Origin of the sequence: Microbulbifer halophilus (assembly GCF_026183675.1) — a bacterium.
Classification (GTDB): Bacteria; Pseudomonadota; Gammaproteobacteria; order Pseudomonadales; family Cellvibrionaceae; genus Microbulbifer; species Microbulbifer halophilus.
Genome location: NZ_JAPIVK010000022.1, coordinates 1 through 15,846, shown reverse-complemented (window position 1 = coordinate 15,846; position 15,846 = coordinate 1). Strand labels below are relative to the sequence as shown.

The window sequence follows — 15,846 nt, the reverse complement described above, 5'->3', positions numbered from 1 at the left end:
TCCAGAGAGCGGCCCCGATCTCACTGCGGCACTGGATCCCGGAACAAGTCCGGGATGACGAGAACGGGCGCCATAGGAACACCGAATATCGAACCAATTGTACAAGCAGGGAACCTGTTCAATTTTGCGGAGCGAGAAAATGTCTGAACTGAAAACCGACGCCTTCTGGATGCCCTTCACTCCCAACCGCACCTTCAAGGCCGCCCCCAGGCTGGTGGAAAGTGCCGAGGGAATCTACCTGACGGAAAAAGACACCGGCCGCCAGATCATCGATGCCACCGCCGGCCTCTGGTGTTCCAACGCCGGCCACTGCCGCACGGAGATCGCCGACGCGATTCACCAGCAGGCGGGGAAACTGGATTACAGCTCCATCTTCAACTTCGGCCACGAGCTGGGTTTCGCATACGCCGATCGCCTGGTCAAGCACACCCCGGACGGCCTCGACCATGTGTTTTTCGGCAACTCCGGTTCCGAGGCGGTGGAGAGCGCGCTGAAAATCGCGCTGCAGTACCAGCGCGCCCGCGGCAAGGGCACCAGGACCATGTTTATCGGCCGCGAGAAGGGTTACCACGGGGTCAACTTCGGCGGTATCTCCGTGGGTGGTATCGCGCCCAACTACCAGACCTTCGGCCAGCCGGTGAAAGCCAATCACCTGCGCCACACCCTGGATATCGAGCGCAACGCCTTCAGCCGGGGCCTGCCGGAACAGGGTGTGGAACTGGCGGAAGACCTGGAGCGGCTGGTGGCCTTCCACGGCGCCGACCAGATCGCCGCGGTGATCATAGAGCCTTTCGCCGGCGCCGGCGGTGTAATCCTGCCGCCCAAGGGCTACCTGAAGCGTATCCGCGAAATCTGTGACCGCCACGACCTGGTGCTGATTTTCGACGAAGTGATCACCGGCTGGGGCCGCACCGGTTCCGCTTTCGCATCCGTCGAGTGGGATGTGACCCCGGACATGATCACCTCCGCCAAGGGCATCACCAACGCCACCGTGCCCATGGGCGCGGTGTTCGTACAGGACGAGATCTACAACACCGTCATGGATGCGGCCCCCGAGGGCATGGTGGAATTCTTCCACGGCTACACCTACTCGGCGCACCCGGTGGCCTGTGCCGCGGGTATGGCGACGCTGGATATCTACGAGCGCGAGGGCCTGCTGACCCGCGCCGGCGGCGATATCGGCCGGCACTGGGAAAACGCCCTGCACGGTCTCGCCGACCTGGAGCAGGTGATCGATGTGCGCAACTACGGCCTCGTGGGCGCGATCGAACTGCGCGCACCGGACAACCTCAAGGGCAAGTTCGGCGGCAAGGTCTCCGCCCTGGCCTGGGAAGCCGGCGTGATGGCGCGCGGTATCGGCGATGCCCTGTGCATGTCCCCGCCGCTGATCATCGAGGAGCACCAGATCGACGAGCTGATGCAGAAGCTGCGCGGCGTGATCAAGGATCTCTGATCCGGACGCCGGCTGGATCAGTCGTTTTTCCCTGCCCGCCCCGCGGGCAGGTGCCGACAAAACGCCTACACTGAAAAAAGCGACTCATGGTCGCGGCCGCAGTCTCTGCAGAGTCGGCTGTTCGGTTGCGTCCATGGGCCGCTCTTGTTCTGCCTGCCCCTGCCTGTAGAACAGTTTTCCAGAAAGTTTGGAAACCGTGGACTGCGACCCTTCAATAGGGCCCTGATAGTTCAGAAAGGGTCGCAACCATGGCAACTGATCCCTCTTCCTCCGATACCAACACCGAGCCCACGCTCGCCACCCGACCGATATTGCGGGTGTTGTCGGAAAACTGGTGGCTGCTGTTACTGCGCGGCGTCTGCGCACTGATTTTCGGACTGCTGGCCCTGATCTGGCCGGGTATTTCCCTGCTGGCGCTGGTGATCCTGTTCGGCGTCTACGCACTGCTGGACGGATTCCTCGCCCTGGTAGCCGCGGTGCTGGGCCGCCACAAGTCGACGCCGCTCTGGTGGCTGATCCTCGCCGGACTGATCAGCGTGGCGGCGGGCGTTGTCACTTTCGCCTACCCGCAGGTTACCGCCCTGGTGCTGGTGATCTTTATCGGTGCCTGGGCGCTGGTAAGGGGACTGTTTGAAATTGTCGGCGCGGTACGGCTGCGCAGGGAAATCGACAACGAATGGCTGCTGATCGCCGCCGGCCTGCTGTCGGTAATTTTCGGTATTGCCATCCTGGTCAACCCGGGCGCCGGCGCGGTGGCGCTGGTGTGGCTGATCGGGATCTACGCGATACTGTTCGGCCTGCCGATGATCTGGCTGGCCTTCCGGCTGCGCAGGCAGAAGAAGGCTTCGGGGTAAGTCGATTCTCCCCGTGTTTGCCCGACCGTGCGTAGGTTGAGTTCGCGGAGCTCACTTCAACCTACGCACGATAGGCGCCTGCAAGCAGGCTCCTGTCCTATAGAGCCGCCATCAGGTTTTCGCCCTTCTCCTTCAACGCCATACACAGCTGAATCTGCTCTTCGGTCTGCGCCAGGCTGCGCCGGTAGCCGGGGGCCAGTTTGCCGTTTTGTTGGAACAGGTCCCGCACTGCCTGCAGGTGGTCCCCATCGCAGAAGGTGTTGGCAAACGTCGGGGTATCGCGGCGCCACTGGCCGGGGATTTTTTCCAGGATGGCGGGGAAATTCCGCTGCAGCCACTGCCAGTTGTCGTCGCGCGTGGTCGGCTGGGCCAGGGCGCGGCCGATCAGGCCGAAGGCTTCGCGGGAGCCCATATCCTCGCTCAGCGCCAGTTCGCGGATGGTGTCGAGCTGCTCCGGGTCGTCGCTGCTGCCGATGGCATTGGCGCTGGCGTTGTCGAAACGGGGATCGTCCAGTTCGCCGCGCACCTGAATCAGGTGCGGCAGGAAGCCTTCCCGGTCCTGTACCGCCACGGTCAGCGCTGCCTCGTAGAGGTCGGAATCCAGTGCGGTATTGTCGCGCTCGCGTTGGAAGCCGGTAAAGGCGGCGGCCTTATCGGCGAGCTGTTTGCGCGCATCCGGATCCCCGGCGGTGAGCGCCATAAAGCTCAGCAGTTTCGTGTGCAGCAGTTGCTGTTCGCTGTCGTCACTGTTGGCGGTTTTCTCGAGCAGCGGGCCGTAGAGCGACTGCGCGAACTCCTGGAAAGCCGGCTGTTCTTCTTCATCCAGGTAGTTGCGGCTGTATTTCTCCAGGTATTCCAGCGGAGCCTGGATCACCTGGCGCTTTTCCGCGCTCGCGGATTTCCGCACCGTGTCCAGCAGCTTGGCGGCCGGCAGATTGCCCGCTTCGAAATCGGCAAAGGCGCTGTCGATGATCGCCAGCTTTTCCGTCGGCTCGAACATGGCGAAACGCTCCAGCAGCGATGCCCACTGGGCTTCGTCCAGGCTCCAGCGGTAGTAGCCGCTGCCCCCGGTATTCGGTAGCAGCCACTGGGGGCATTGGCCGCCGGAGATTTCGATGGTCTCCCGCGGTTGCGTCAGGATCTGGCATTGCTCTACACCGTTGCTGGAGTTGAAGCAGAAGGGAATGCTCCATTTCTGGCTGGTGTCGTCGATGGGGGAGCCCAGCGGCTGGTAGCGGCTCTGGCTTACCTCGACGCTGGCCGCGCCGTCTTTCTCGCAATTGACCGCCATCTCCAGCAGTGGCACGCCCTTCTGTTCCACGAAGCTGCGGAATGTCTCGGTGAGTTCCGGTGTCTGTGTTTCCTCACCGATCACGCGGTAGAAATCCGGCGAGGCGGCGACGCCCTCGACGAAGGTCTCGATATAGCGGCCCAGCGCCGGGCGGAAGGTCTCGGCGCCGAAGTAGCGGTCCACCATATTGATGACACCCAGGCTCTTGCGATAGGTGATGGCGTCGTAGGCGTTGCGGATATCGTGGTTGTCGGCGATGGGCTCGCGAATGGCGCGGGTGCTGGCCAGGGAGTCCAGTTTCATCGCGCTGATGGCGCCGACGGCGGCGTTCAGGTCGTGGCCGCCGTCCGGTTCCATGATGGTCAGGGCCAGCGGTGTACCCCAGGTGGCGAAGCCTTCCTTCAGCCACAGGTCGTCCCACCAGGGCGGCGTGACCAGGTTGCCGAACCACATGTGGGCAATCTCGTGTGCGTGCACGCCCAGCAGGTCCAGGCGCGCGCCGGGAGCCGGCTCGTCGCCCTCCACCAGGATGCGCTGTTCGCGGTAGGTGATGGCCGCGGACAGCTCGGTGGCGCCGCTGGGCCACTGGGGAGCGGCGACGATATCCAGCTTTTCAAACGGGTAGGGGCGCTGCAGTTCGGTCTCGAAAATCTCCACCATGCGCGGGGTGATATCGAGGATGTAGTCCAGGTCCTCGCCGCGCCCCTTGCGCGCGAAACCGCGCAGCGGAATCGGCTCCTCGCGGTATTCACTGGCGGGGATTGCCGGGCGCTCGACCATGTCGAAGGGGCCCACGGACAGGGACAGCAGGTAGGTGGGCATGGGACGCGTGGTGGCGAAGGTGACCTTCTCCAGGCCCTCGCCGGCGGGCTCGCGGGAGAGCTCCCGGCCGTTGCTGATGGTGGCGTAGCCCTCGGGTACCGTGAGGCTGATATCGAACGTCGCCTTCAGGCCCGGCTCGTCGAAACCCGGCAGGTATTTGCGCGCCTGGATGGATTCGGACTTGGCCAGTGCGTAGGCGTCGCCCTGCTCCTCCACCTTGAACAGGCCGGCCAGGTTGCGATCGAAGGCGGCGCTGTAGTCGAAGCGCAGGGTGAATTCACCGGCGGGCAGCGGTTCGGCAAAGTCGACACGGGAGACGCCGCTGTCCAGCACTTCCCGGTATTCGGCCGCCACGGTTTTACCGTCGGCGAGCGTGGCGGTGGCTTCGCCTATTTCCAGGTCCTTGCCGTGCAGCCAGATATGGTCGGTGGCCTCGTCCAGTTGAATATCGATTGCCACACTGCCGGAAAAGTCGTCGCGACGTGGGTCCAGCAGCAGGTCGAGGCGATAGGCGGTGGGGCGCACGCCCTCCGGCAGGCGGCCGGCCGGTGCTTCCGCGGCGTACTCGTCGGAGGGCGCCGGTTGCTCTTTGGCCTGTTGCGGTTCATCGGTCTGGGTGGCGGTCGCCGGTGTCTCGGCGGTTTTCCGGTCGTCGTCGGCGGGGCCGCAGGCGACCAGCGCCAGCAGCGGAACGGCCAGCAGGCCGCGCAGTGGTGTTATTTTCATGGTGTCTCGATGTCGGGCGGAAAACCGCTATTGTAACGGCTCGGGCGGGGCTTGCCGACGGTGTGGCGATTCGCAGGGACAAACGCAAGGTCCGCCCCTGTGACATGGTTACAGATGCGGCAGGGTCAGTTTGGAATCCAGACCGCGGCGGTACGGCATCCGGATCTGGTAACGGGTATCCGCCGGTTTCTGGTAGATGGCGCCCTCGGTATCGATCGCCAGCGTTACCCTGTGGCCCGGCGGTACGTCGTAGCTGGTGGTAAAAAACTCGACGCTGATTTTCTGTTCCTCGCCCACGGCGGCATCGTGCAGCGTGATGGGGGCGTGGGTGATCAGGCGGCCCAGGCCCAGGGGGCCGGTGTCGTAGAGATGCAGTTGCAACTGCACTTCCGGTTTGCTCGGCTCGATCCAGAGATCCAGGGTCGGGGTGCCGCGGATCTTCAGGGTGCTCCACTGTACCGGCCCGCTGTACTCGATGGCGTAGTAGCCATTGATAGCGGCCATGCTGGTGTACACTGGTATGCCGAAGCCCTCGAGCGCGTCGGAGATCAGCGGAATGCCGGTGCCGGCCGCGGTGTCGGCGCCGCCGTGGAACTCGTTGCGCCAGCGCCAGCCGCTGTAGGGGCTTTCCTTCATGCCGGCACTGTTGAAACGGGTGAGGCGCGGGTGCAGGTACCAGCGGCTGCTGTTCTGCGTGACCGGGAAATCCTCGAACTGCTCCAGGCGGTTGCTGATGCGCACGGTCATATCCACTTTCGGCTCGCTGTCGATACCGTTGTCCTCGCCCTTCAGGTGGTGGTCGAACCAGCGAAAACTGGTGGCCCAGATATGGCCGTCGTTGCCGCCCAGGGTTTCGGTGATGGCGTGGGTGCCCGGGTTCAGCAGCAGTTTCTTGGGGCCGTCCAGGAGTGTGTAGAGGTCCGTCATGCTGTTGGGCTTGAACAGGTAATCGGCGAAGTTGTTCGACAGCAGCACCGCGGTGTTATTTGCGTTCAGCGCGTCGACAAAACCGAGCGCCGAGCGCGCTGCACCGAACTCGATCACGCCGTCGATATTCCGGCCACTGCGCAGGTCGCTCCAGACCCGGTCCACGATCGGCTCGCGATTGAAAGCGGTGTTGACCAGCAGTGTGCCCCAGACCAGGTTGACCGTGTCGTTGGGATAGAGCCCCTCCACCACATCGGACCAGCCGGACAGCGCGGCCACCGCATCCACCCGCGGATCCGCCGCCGCCCCCAGCAGTGAGACACCGGCGCCGTAGGAAATGCCGGCCAGCCCCAGCCTGCCCACGGGGTAGTTGCTCTCGAGCCAGTCGATCAGCACACCCACATCGGCGATGCTGTTGTCCCCGGCCACATCCACCAGGCCGCCGGACTGGCCGAAACCGCGGGTGGAATAGCTCATCACCAGGTAGCCGTTTTCCGCCAGCGCCTCCGCCTGCAGCAGGTACTGGTGTTTGTCCAGCACCCAGCTGTTGGTGAAGAGCACCGTGGGGTAGCCGCCCGCCGGTGGGGGCGAGTCCGGCACCAGCAGGTTGGCGTCCAGCTCGGTGCCGTCGAAGCTGAGGATATCGAGATCGGCAATAAATTGCGGTGCGGCCCAGCTCTGCGCCGCCAGCAGGGCGCCGCCGAGCATCGCCAGTAGCGATGATATTTTCATTCTTCTCTCCCATCGTTCATTGTTATTCTTGTGACCAGTTAGTTTTTTGTAGTCACAAGCGCAATATAGGCCTGTGACTCTCTGCCGGGAGTGGTCGACTTGTCATTATGAGACGGGAATCTCGTCGATTGGCGTTCACAACAACGATCGATAGGTGTCGGAAAGCATGACCTGTACGTCTATCTCAGTCCCGAAAAAACCGGCGAGTCTGTGGGGATAGACTAAAATTGATCTTTTTTTGATCAATCAAAGCAGGTAGTGTGTCGGTTTCAACGTTCCGCCACGGAGGGCCAGAGAAGAAAACGACCCGGTAGTAGAACTATGTACCCTCGCGCGCGCGCTTTATTGGTAATATTTTTTGCGGTTTTGCTGTCCGCCTGCAGTGCACAGCGAAATCTGGGAAAGGAAACCTGGTACCAGGTGGAAACTCCCAATTTCCGCATCGTCACCAACGGCGATCCCAAGGCGATCCGTACCCTGGCGAAAGATCTCGAGCGCTACCGCGCGGTGGCGCTGGGATTGCTGGGCACCAAGGATACCGGCAAGAAGCTCACCATTTACGCTGCGGCGAACCGCCAGAGCTACGCCGGCCTGGTGGGGCACGAACTGGCGGAACTGACCAACGGCCTGTTCGATACCACCGACCGGGGCAGTTACGCACTCGTCAACCTGGATGGCCGCACCGGTGAGCGCCAGTTGAAGGCGCGGGAATTCCTGTTTCACGAATACACTCACTTCCTGAGCTATCACGGCAATACCGTGCATTACCCCTACTGGTACAGCGAGGGATTTGCCGAGTTCATGTCCACCATGACCTTCACCCCGGACGGCCGCTACGAACTGGGTGCGGTGCCGGAAGAGCGCGCGCAGACCCTGGTCTACACCGCGCCCATGCGCCTGGAGAAACTGCTGCGGGCCACCACCGCCAACACCACCAATGAAGAGAAGGGGCGCGTCTACGCCAGCGGCTGGATGCTGACTCACTGGCTGCTGATGGAGAGCGGCAAGACGGAAGAATTCAAGGACTACGTCAAGGCCTACAACGACGGCGCCGACCCGGTCGAGGCGCTGGAGGGCGCCCTGGGCATGAAGCTCGCCGAGGTGGAAAAACGCTACGACGCCGTCTTCCAGCAGGGGAATTTCGATCAGGTGCAGGGCCGGGTTCCGGCGAACTTCCGCGAAGTGTCCCCGGATGTACAGCAGTTGGCCGAGCGCACTACGGTGGCGGAGATCGGCCGCTTCCTGGTGCTCTCCGGCTACAACCTGGACGGACTGCAGTCGTTGATCCAGTACGCCCACGCCGAGGGTGTGGACAGCCCCCAGCTCACCGCCGTGCAGGCGGAGGCGGAAACCCGCATCGGCAATTTCGACCATGCGGAGCAGCTGCTCGCATCCATTCCGGCGCGCGACCGCAACAAGTTCTGGTACCAGAATGTGGATGCCTGGCTGCACCTGAATCGCCAGATCAGCAAGCCCGGGGCGCAACGCGATCCGGCGGAACTCAAGAAAGTGCGCGACAAGTTCGTGTTCCTGATCAACAACGACGAGGACACCGCCTCCCACTGGTACGGCCTCGCCATGAGTATGGAAATGCTCGACTATCCGCGGGATAAATACGTGGAAATGCTCGAACAGGCCTACCACCGCGCGCCGCGCCAGATCCATATCGCCCAGTGGCTGGCGACGGAACTTTACCAGCAGAAGGACGCGGAATACTTTGCCCGCGTGGCCAAGCCGTTGCTGCTGGAGGTCCCCAGTGAAGAGGAATACCAGCAGATAAAGGCGATGCTGGCGGACCTGCAGTCACAGGATAAAGAGAAGGAGCAGGAAGAAGACAATACCGTGCTGGCACAGAAGGGGGATTCAAAAGCCATCTGATAACCCGGGCGCGCGGAGTTCCAACTGCGCCAACCGACACAGGTTGGGGGGCTTCGGGAACACCGACGGACCGCCCCGGTGTCGGGCTTTGCGGAACCCAGTCCAAGCTGTGTCAATCGCGTGCCGCCGGGTGTCGCCTTCCATTGCTGCGCCCGGGCGTGCCGCCAACCCCGACTCGGTCACTGATTCTCTGATAAGGTAGTCACAGGGATACCGTTTCAGCATAAAACCAAGAAGGTTGAACCGTGATTGACAAGCCTGCCTCCGTCTTACTTCCCGCCGCGCTCTCCGCCGCCCTGCTGCTCTTCTCCAGCGGCTGTGAACAGGAGCCACAGCAGACCGGGCCCCGGGAAAACGCCGCCGAACCGGCACAGTCGGCCCCCGAGCCGACGCCGCCGGCGTTTGCAAACTACACCGAACGCGGCGACCTGCCGGCAATCCACGAGCGTGGAATACTGCGGTTGCTGGCACCGCGCGGCCCGGTGAACGACGCTCTGCCCCGCGATGGCCTGCCCAGCAGTGAGTGGCGTCAGCTGGCGGAGAAGTTCGCCCACAGCCGCGGCCTGGAGCCCCAGTGGGTCTATGTGGATAACTTCGCCGGCATGATGCCGGCGCTGGTGGAAGGCCGCGGTGATGTGATCGCCACCAATTTCTCCCGCACTGACAAACGCGCCGAACAGGTGGCCTTCACCCGTGCGCTGCGGTATGTGCGCGAACTGCTGGTGACCAGGCGCGACCGAAATGGGGACACCGCCGGACCGCTGCAGGTAGCGGTGCGCCGCGGCAGCGCCTTTGCACAGACACTGTCCGCGGACGAGCGCCAGCAGCGGTTTGCGATCGAATACCTGGACGAGGCCATCGGGCACGACCAACTGCTCGCTGGCGTGGCCGGGGGCAAATACCCGGCAACGGTCATCGACAGCAATCTGGCCGACGCATTGCTGCCCGCCTATCCCGACCTGGCCGCCAGCGGCGAGCTGAAATCCCAGCGCGCCATCGCCTGGGCCGTGCGCCGCGACGCATCGCAACTGGAGAGTGCCCTGAACGAATTCTTCACCGCCGAGCACCTGCTCGCCACTGAACACCGGCAGCGTCCGCGCCGGGACTGGGAGGCGATCCGGGAGAGCCGCACATTGCGCGTACTGACCCGCAATCACCCGGCCTCCTATTTCATGTGGCGCGGCGAGCTGATGGGGTTCGATTACGACCTGCTGAAAAAATTCGCAAGCGACAACAACCTGCGCCTGAGCATGGTGGTCCCCGGTCCCGACGTGGATCTGGCGGAAGCCCTGAACGCGGGCATGGGCGATCTGGTAGCCGCATCGTTGACGGTGACCGACGCGCGCCGCAAACAGGGTATGACATTCACTCGCCCCTATCTGCAGGTGAATGAGCAGGTGATTGCCGCGAAAAAGTCGGCCGACGGCGAATCCGACAGACCGACAGCGGAACTGCTCGCCGGCAAACAGGTGATGGTGAACCCGCTCAGCAGTTTTCACGCACACCTGCAGGCGGTGGCCAGCGACCAGTCCGACCCCATGGAGATAGTCCCGGTGGAGGGGGCCACCACCGAACAGCTGATAGACGCCGTGGCCCGCGGGGAATATGCCCATACGGTGGCCGACTCGCACCTGGTGGCGATCGAGAGCACCTACCGCGACGACTTTGCCGTCATCGGCGAACTGCCCGAAAAACAGGATATCGCCTGGGCCGTGCGCCCGGACCAACCGCAGTTGCTGGAAAAACTCAACGGCTTTCTCAACCAGCACTATCGCGGGCTTTTCTTCAACGTCACCTACAACAAGTACTTCAGGGAACCCAAGCGTATCCGCCGCTACCAACAGGAGAGATTGCGCACGGTGGACCGGCTTTCCCCCTACGATCCGATCGTCCGCAGGATTGCCGACCGCGCGGACCGCGACTGGCGTATGATCATTGCGCAGATGTACCAGGAGAGCCGCTTCAATCCCAAGGCCAAGTCTTTCGCCGGTGCCCGCGGCCTGATGCAGGTACTGCCACGCACCGCCCGGCAGATGGGGGTGTCCAACCTGTTCGAGCCGGAAAATGGCATCCGCGCGGGCATTTCCTACCTGGGCTGGCTCGAGGATCGCTTTCCGCGGGACCTGCCGTTCGACCAGAGGATCTACTTCACCCTGGCCGCCTACAACGCCGGTCACGGTCATGTCCGCGATGCCCGCAATCTGGCCGCACGCCTGGGCAGGAATCCGGATCTGTGGTTCGGCAATGTGGAAATCGCGATGCTGATGCTGTCGCAGCCCGAACACTACCGCAAGGCGCGCTTCGGCTATGTGCGCGGTCGCGAACCGGTGAACTATGTGCGGGAGATTCGGGAACGGTATCTGGGCTACCTATCGGTCGCCAGAAACGAGAAGGGGGGAGAGTAGGGTGCACCGTGGCAGATAACTGCTCCGTGCGTTTTCTGCATGACCGCCATCCATGGCGGCCTCGCACCGGAACGGCCGGGATAAGACCCGGCGCGCACGCCGGGATTAGCTGGCGCTTTGCGCTTACTGTTGATCGTTTTCCTGAATCCGGGCCATGGCCTGCTTCTGGATCTCCTGGATTTTCGGCGCCATGGCGGCGGACTTCTGCTGCATCAGCTGCATGGTCTGCTGCATGACATTGGGCATCTTGGCGATCAGTGCCTTGCCCGCATCCGTCTGGTAAAACTCCAGCATACCGTCCACTTCAGACTGGGTGAGCGATTGCTTGTAGACTTGGGTGAACGCCGGGGCCATTTTTTCCCAGCTGAACTCGGCTTTCATGACGTTGGTCATTTCGCCGCGCATCTCGTCGAGTATCTTCTGGTCCTCGTCCGTAACCTCCTGCCCGGCCAGCGCCTGTTGCATGGAGGACTTCATCATGCCGTCCAACTGCGCCATGGCGCGGTCCATCAGCTGTTTGGTCTGGGTGACTTCCATCAATTCATGGATGGAATCGTCCGAGGGCGCATTCGCCAGGGCCAGCGGACAGAAGAGGGAGGCGGCAATGGCGATCAGCAGTTTTTTCATGGGGGCAGCTCCTTGTGCCTTATCAAGTGAGTGTGAAATGCAGTGCGTGATTGCTTCTGCAGAGGTGCGTTCGACGGGGCCCGTCGAATCGACCGGCGGCCAAAGGTACCAGACATGGACGCCCCTTGTCCCGATATGACCTGCGGATCGACGGAGTCCCGACGCAGCACCTGAACGGGTTTACTGCCGGGCGTTGCCCGGCGAGCCGTATGTGCGAATCAGCCCGGCGATCCAGGGCGCGATCTCCGGATACTCGTCTGCATTCAAGACAAACTCCTGGCCCCGCGCCGCACACTGCAAGCGGCAGTGATCGCCCGCCCCCTGTTCCAGATCCATACTCCAGCGCTCCAGCTTGCTGTGATAACTCAGCGGCGTACGCCCGGGTTGCGGATAAAAGAAATGCGGCAACCTCCAGGCGGTGGGCTTGTGGGAATCCGGATGGGTCAGCGCCAGGGCCGGCGCCTGCTGCGGAAAGATACCCGCGGCCGGGAGCCTGCCGGTACGGCCTTTCAGTCGCAGCGATTTGCCGGCACAGTAGAGCGTATTGGCCGCATCGGGGCCCACGGCGAAGTGGGGGTGGTAGCGGGCCCAGGGCATATCGCCGGCCGCCAGCTCGTCGATTTTTAAAATGTCGCCGATCGACAACCAGCCCCAGAGCATATGCCGCGCCGGTGCGTTTCTGACAAAGCGCCAGCGGCCGTCCACTTGCTCCACCGACCGGAAAAGACCGAAGAACAGAAACAGATCGCCGACCCCGACCTCCTGCCTGCGCAGATGCCCCTGGGCCGCACCCGTCTGCCCCAGCAGCGGTTTCCAGCCGCGCTGCCGCGGCAGGGCATCGGCGTGCATATCCGGATCCAGGTGCGCGCCGCAGTGGGTGGTGACTTTGCCGCGAGTCAGATCCTCGACCAGGCGACCGATACTGTGATCGCCGAAATACAGGTCGCCGTAGCGGATACCTGAATTCGCATCGGGGATTGGCAGCGCATAGAGACTGCCATCGGGAAAAATCGGACTGGGACAGCCGCCGGCGGAGGAATCGAAGCCTTTGCGGCTCAGGATCAGGCGCATTCGGTCACTCTCGAACTATCGGCAAAGTCATACCTGTAGGATGGGCAAAGCGCAGCGTGCCCATCAGCCATCGCCCGCGATGGGCACGTCGCTGCGCTCCTTTGCCTATCCTACCGGCTACTCGAAGCGCGTAGGGTGCGCCGTGCGCACCGCTCGCGTCGACCGGGGCCGGTTATCGGACTGCGCTGTCCTTCTGTAGCTTGGCCATTGCCAGACACTTTTCGCTCTGCTGTCTGCGATTCTTCAGGATCCGCCCGAGCGCCGGCATCAGGTCCGGGTTCTGTTTCAGTGCCTCGCTGTACGGTGCAATATCATCCCGATCACACACAACCGGAAACAGCATCGCGTAGGCCTTGTTGTACAGCGTATCGTCGGTCTCGCTGACCTGTGGCACGGCGCTGAACAGTTGTTCGCCGAAGTCGCGGTACAGGTTCAGTTGCTCCGCCGGGAACAGTGATCGGGCGGCTGCCTTGAGGTGGCTCAGTTTGAGCTCCCCGCGCCTGTCCTGGATGCTGTCCAGCCACTTCTGCTTGGCGGCCGAGGTCGGGCGGCTGGCGCGGGCGGTGATGGCGTAGCTCCGGGCGCGATCGGTGTTGTCCTGCTTCAGTTCTTCTTCCAGTAGCTGCTCGTAGTCGCCGTGCAACTGGCGATTCATCAGCACGATCAGCTTCCAGCACTTGTCCTGATCGACGGACAGGCCATCGATCTCCAGCTTTCCGGCGAGCAATTGATCCGCGTTTTGCAGCGCCTCGTCGGTATGGGCGAGTCGGGCGAAGGTCTCGAACCAGGTCTTCTGGGCATCGCTGCCGGCGGGCGCGCTGTTGAGGCGTGCCCAGACGAAATGCTCGATGGCCTGCAGGCGCTCGGCGCGCAGCGTTTCGGGGATGTCGAAGCGGTGCGCGTAGGCGCTGGCGGCTTCCAGGTGTCGGCTGATCAGCCGGATCACGTTGATATTGCTCTCTGCGCCGGCGTTCTCCAGCGCGAAATCGATCCACTGGTCCAGTGGCATTTCCGCATCGGTGACCTTGTCGAACAGGCTCTGCCACAGCATCAGCCGTGTGAAGGAGCTCTCGATCGCGTTGATATGTTGCGATAGCTGGGCGACGGTCTTGTCGTCCAGGCTGGTTTTGACGTAGGCCCAGTCCTCGTCGTTGGGATTGAGGATCTGCGGACAGGGCAGGCCCTCTGCCGCCCGGACCTGCGTTTTGCGGCCGCTGTAGGTAACCGGCACCGCCGCCACACGGCTCATGATGCTGTCCTGCATGCGGTAGATACCCAGCTGGGTTTTCTGCTCGCGCAGCACCGGGTGGTCTTTTGGTGCCGTCTGGGTAACGGTCAGTTCGGTGATCTTGCCTTCGGTGCACTGGTAGCGCACGGCGATGGTGTTGACGCCGGCTTTGTAGAGCCAGTTCTGTGTCCAGTCGTCCAGGTTTTCGTTGGCGGCCCGGCCGAGGTGGTCCATAAAGTCCGACAGCGTGGCGTTACCGTAGGAGAATTCCTGCAGGTAGTTGCTCACGCCCTGGCGGAAGGCCTCTTTGCCGAGATAGTGCGGCAGTTGTTCCAGCACCGAGCCGCCCTTGCCGTAGGTAATGCTGTCGAAATTGGAAAAAGCCTCGGCGGTATTGGGTACCGGCACTTCGATCGGGTGGGTGGTCACCAGCTGGTCGGCCCGATAGGCGGACTGCTTGGAGCGCAGGTAGAAATTTTCCCAGACGTCGTCGAACTCGCTGTTTTCGGCCAGCGCCAGGCTGGCCATATAGGTGGCGAAGCTCTCCTTCAGCCACAGGCCGTTCCACCAGTCCATGGTCACCAGGTCGCCGAACCACATGTGTGCCATTTCGTGGGCGATGACGTTGGCGAGTTGCTGGCGCTGGGCCTGGGTCTTTTCTCCGCGGGAGACATAGGCCTCGTTGAAGGTCACCGCGGCGACATTTTCCATGGCGCCGATGGTAAAGTCGGGCACGATCAACTGATCGTATTTGCCGAAGGGGTAATCGATGCCGTAGTACTTCTGGAAGAAGTCGAAAGACTGTCGGGTGAAGGTAAACCAGTCCTGTGGTTTCACGTTCGGCGCCAGGGTTTTGCGGGCCATCAGGCGCAGCGGAATATCGCTGGCCTGGTCTTCCCAGACCACATAGGGACCGGCGTGCAGGGGGAAAATATAGGTGGGATATTTTTTGGTGGTCGGGAAATACCAGTGCCTGCGGCCGTCCGGCGAGTCCTCGACTTTTTCCTCGCGCGCGGTGGTCACTACCTGCCAGTCCGCCGGTGCTTTGACGTCGACAGTATAGCGGGCCTTCAGGTCCGGCTGGTCGAACAGCGGCGCGAAGCGGTTGGCCTTGTAGGGCTCGAAGTGGGTGTAGAGGTAGACGCTGCCGTCCTGTGGATCCTCAAAGCGGTGCAGGCCGGTGCCGTCGGTGGAATAGGCATGGTTGTAGTCGATGGCGATCTGATTCTCGCCCTCGGCCAGGTGTTCCGGCGCAATGCTGATGAAATGGCCGTTGTAGTCGAACGGGATTTCCCGCTCACCGACGCTGACCGCTTTCACTTCGCCGCCGGTAAAGTCGATCGTCAGTGGCTGTTGCAGTGTTCGCGCGATCTCGGTGTCGGCGACCACGCGGCCGCTGAATGTATCGGATTCGCGGTCCAGCTCTACGGAGATGCGGTAGTTCACATCCGCAATCTGTTCCTTGCGGAAGGCGGCGTATTCGGCGGTGAGGCCGGGTTCGTCCGCGCGTTGTACCGGTCGCCCGGCTTCGCTGGCCTCGGGCGCGGTCTTGTCTTCCGTGGCTTTCTGTGACGGTGGCGTGGTATCGCCGCAGCCGGTGAGCATGGCGGTAAGAAGGAGTGTCGAGGCAAATTTCTTGGTGTTATTCATTGAAGCTCCGGACAATCGGTGAAACGGACTACCTATAGATTATACCCGACGGGTATCGGATGCACGCCGTGCACTGTAGGAGCCTGCTTGCAGGCGAAAGATCGCCGCCCGGTAGGCCTTCGCCTGCAAGCAGGTTCCTAGCCTGAATATTTCACCAAAATAAGAACGGCGGTTCTTTTTCC

The 15,846-nt window shown here is 62.5% G+C and carries 9 protein-coding genes; 4 read left to right on the top strand and 5 right to left on the bottom strand.

Annotated features, from left to right (window positions below):
* Positions 1-139 precede the first annotated feature (139 nt).
* Together OQE62_RS12355 and OQE62_RS12350 are read left to right on the top strand one after the other, a co-directional pair.
* Complete coding sequence (locus OQE62_RS12355) at positions 140-1,453, top strand: aminotransferase class III-fold pyridoxal phosphate-dependent enzyme (protein ID WP_265722352.1); 1,314 nt, start codon at positions 140-142, stop codon at positions 1,451-1,453.
* Positions 1,454-1,701: 248 nt separating this feature from the next.
* Positions 1,702-2,307: an HdeD family acid-resistance protein gene (locus OQE62_RS12350; RefSeq protein ID WP_265722351.1), complete on the top strand. Its 606-nt coding sequence runs from the start codon at positions 1,702-1,704 to the stop codon at positions 2,305-2,307.
* A 97-nt stretch (positions 2,308-2,404) separates the two neighbouring features.
* Here OQE62_RS12350 and OQE62_RS12345 read toward each other — a convergent pair whose 3' ends face one another.
* Positions 2,405-5,146 carry a M1 family metallopeptidase gene (locus OQE62_RS12345; RefSeq protein WP_265722350.1) on the bottom strand — a complete coding sequence of 914 codons (2,742 nt, stop codon included), beginning with the start codon at positions 5,144-5,146 and terminating at the stop codon, positions 2,405-2,407.
* A 108-nt stretch (positions 5,147-5,254) separates the two neighbouring features.
* Entirely contained in the window at positions 5,255-6,805 is a 1,551-nt protein-coding gene (locus OQE62_RS12340) for an alpha/beta fold hydrolase (RefSeq protein WP_265722349.1), read from the bottom strand.
* Between the two features lie 420 nt (positions 6,806-7,225).
* Here OQE62_RS12340 and OQE62_RS12335 point away from each other — a divergent pair, with 420 nt between their 5' ends.
* Both OQE62_RS12335 and OQE62_RS12330 read left to right on the top strand, forming a co-directional pair.
* Positions 7,226-8,683 carry a hypothetical protein gene (locus OQE62_RS12335; RefSeq protein WP_265722348.1) on the top strand — a complete coding sequence of 486 codons (1,458 nt, stop codon included), beginning with the start codon at positions 7,226-7,228 and terminating at the stop codon, positions 8,681-8,683.
* A gap of 245 nt (positions 8,684-8,928) precedes the next feature.
* Entirely contained in the window at positions 8,929-11,088 is a 2,160-nt protein-coding gene (locus tag OQE62_RS12330) for a transporter substrate-binding domain-containing protein (RefSeq protein WP_265722347.1), read from the top strand.
* 123 nt (positions 11,089-11,211) lie between these two features.
* On the opposite strand, the gene OQE62_RS12325 is transcribed toward OQE62_RS12330, so the two are convergent.
* From OQE62_RS12325 to pepN, 3 genes are all read right to left on the bottom strand, one after another.
* The gene (locus OQE62_RS12325; RefSeq protein ID WP_265722346.1) at positions 11,212-11,715 is read right to left on the bottom strand and encodes a DUF2059 domain-containing protein; all 504 of its coding nucleotides are present in this window, start codon (positions 11,713-11,715) and stop codon (positions 11,212-11,214) included.
* A 180-nt stretch (positions 11,716-11,895) separates the two neighbouring features.
* Positions 11,896-12,786 (bottom strand): Nmad3 family putative nucleotide modification protein, encoded by an 891-nt coding sequence (locus OQE62_RS12320; RefSeq protein WP_265722345.1) that lies wholly within the window; start codon positions 12,784-12,786, stop codon positions 11,896-11,898.
* Between the two features lie 172 nt (positions 12,787-12,958).
* Positions 12,959-15,664 carry an aminopeptidase N gene (gene pepN, locus OQE62_RS12315; protein ID WP_265722344.1) on the bottom strand — a complete coding sequence of 902 codons (2,706 nt, stop codon included), beginning with the start codon at positions 15,662-15,664 and terminating at the stop codon, positions 12,959-12,961.
* Between the last annotated feature and the right edge of the window lie 182 nt (positions 15,665-15,846).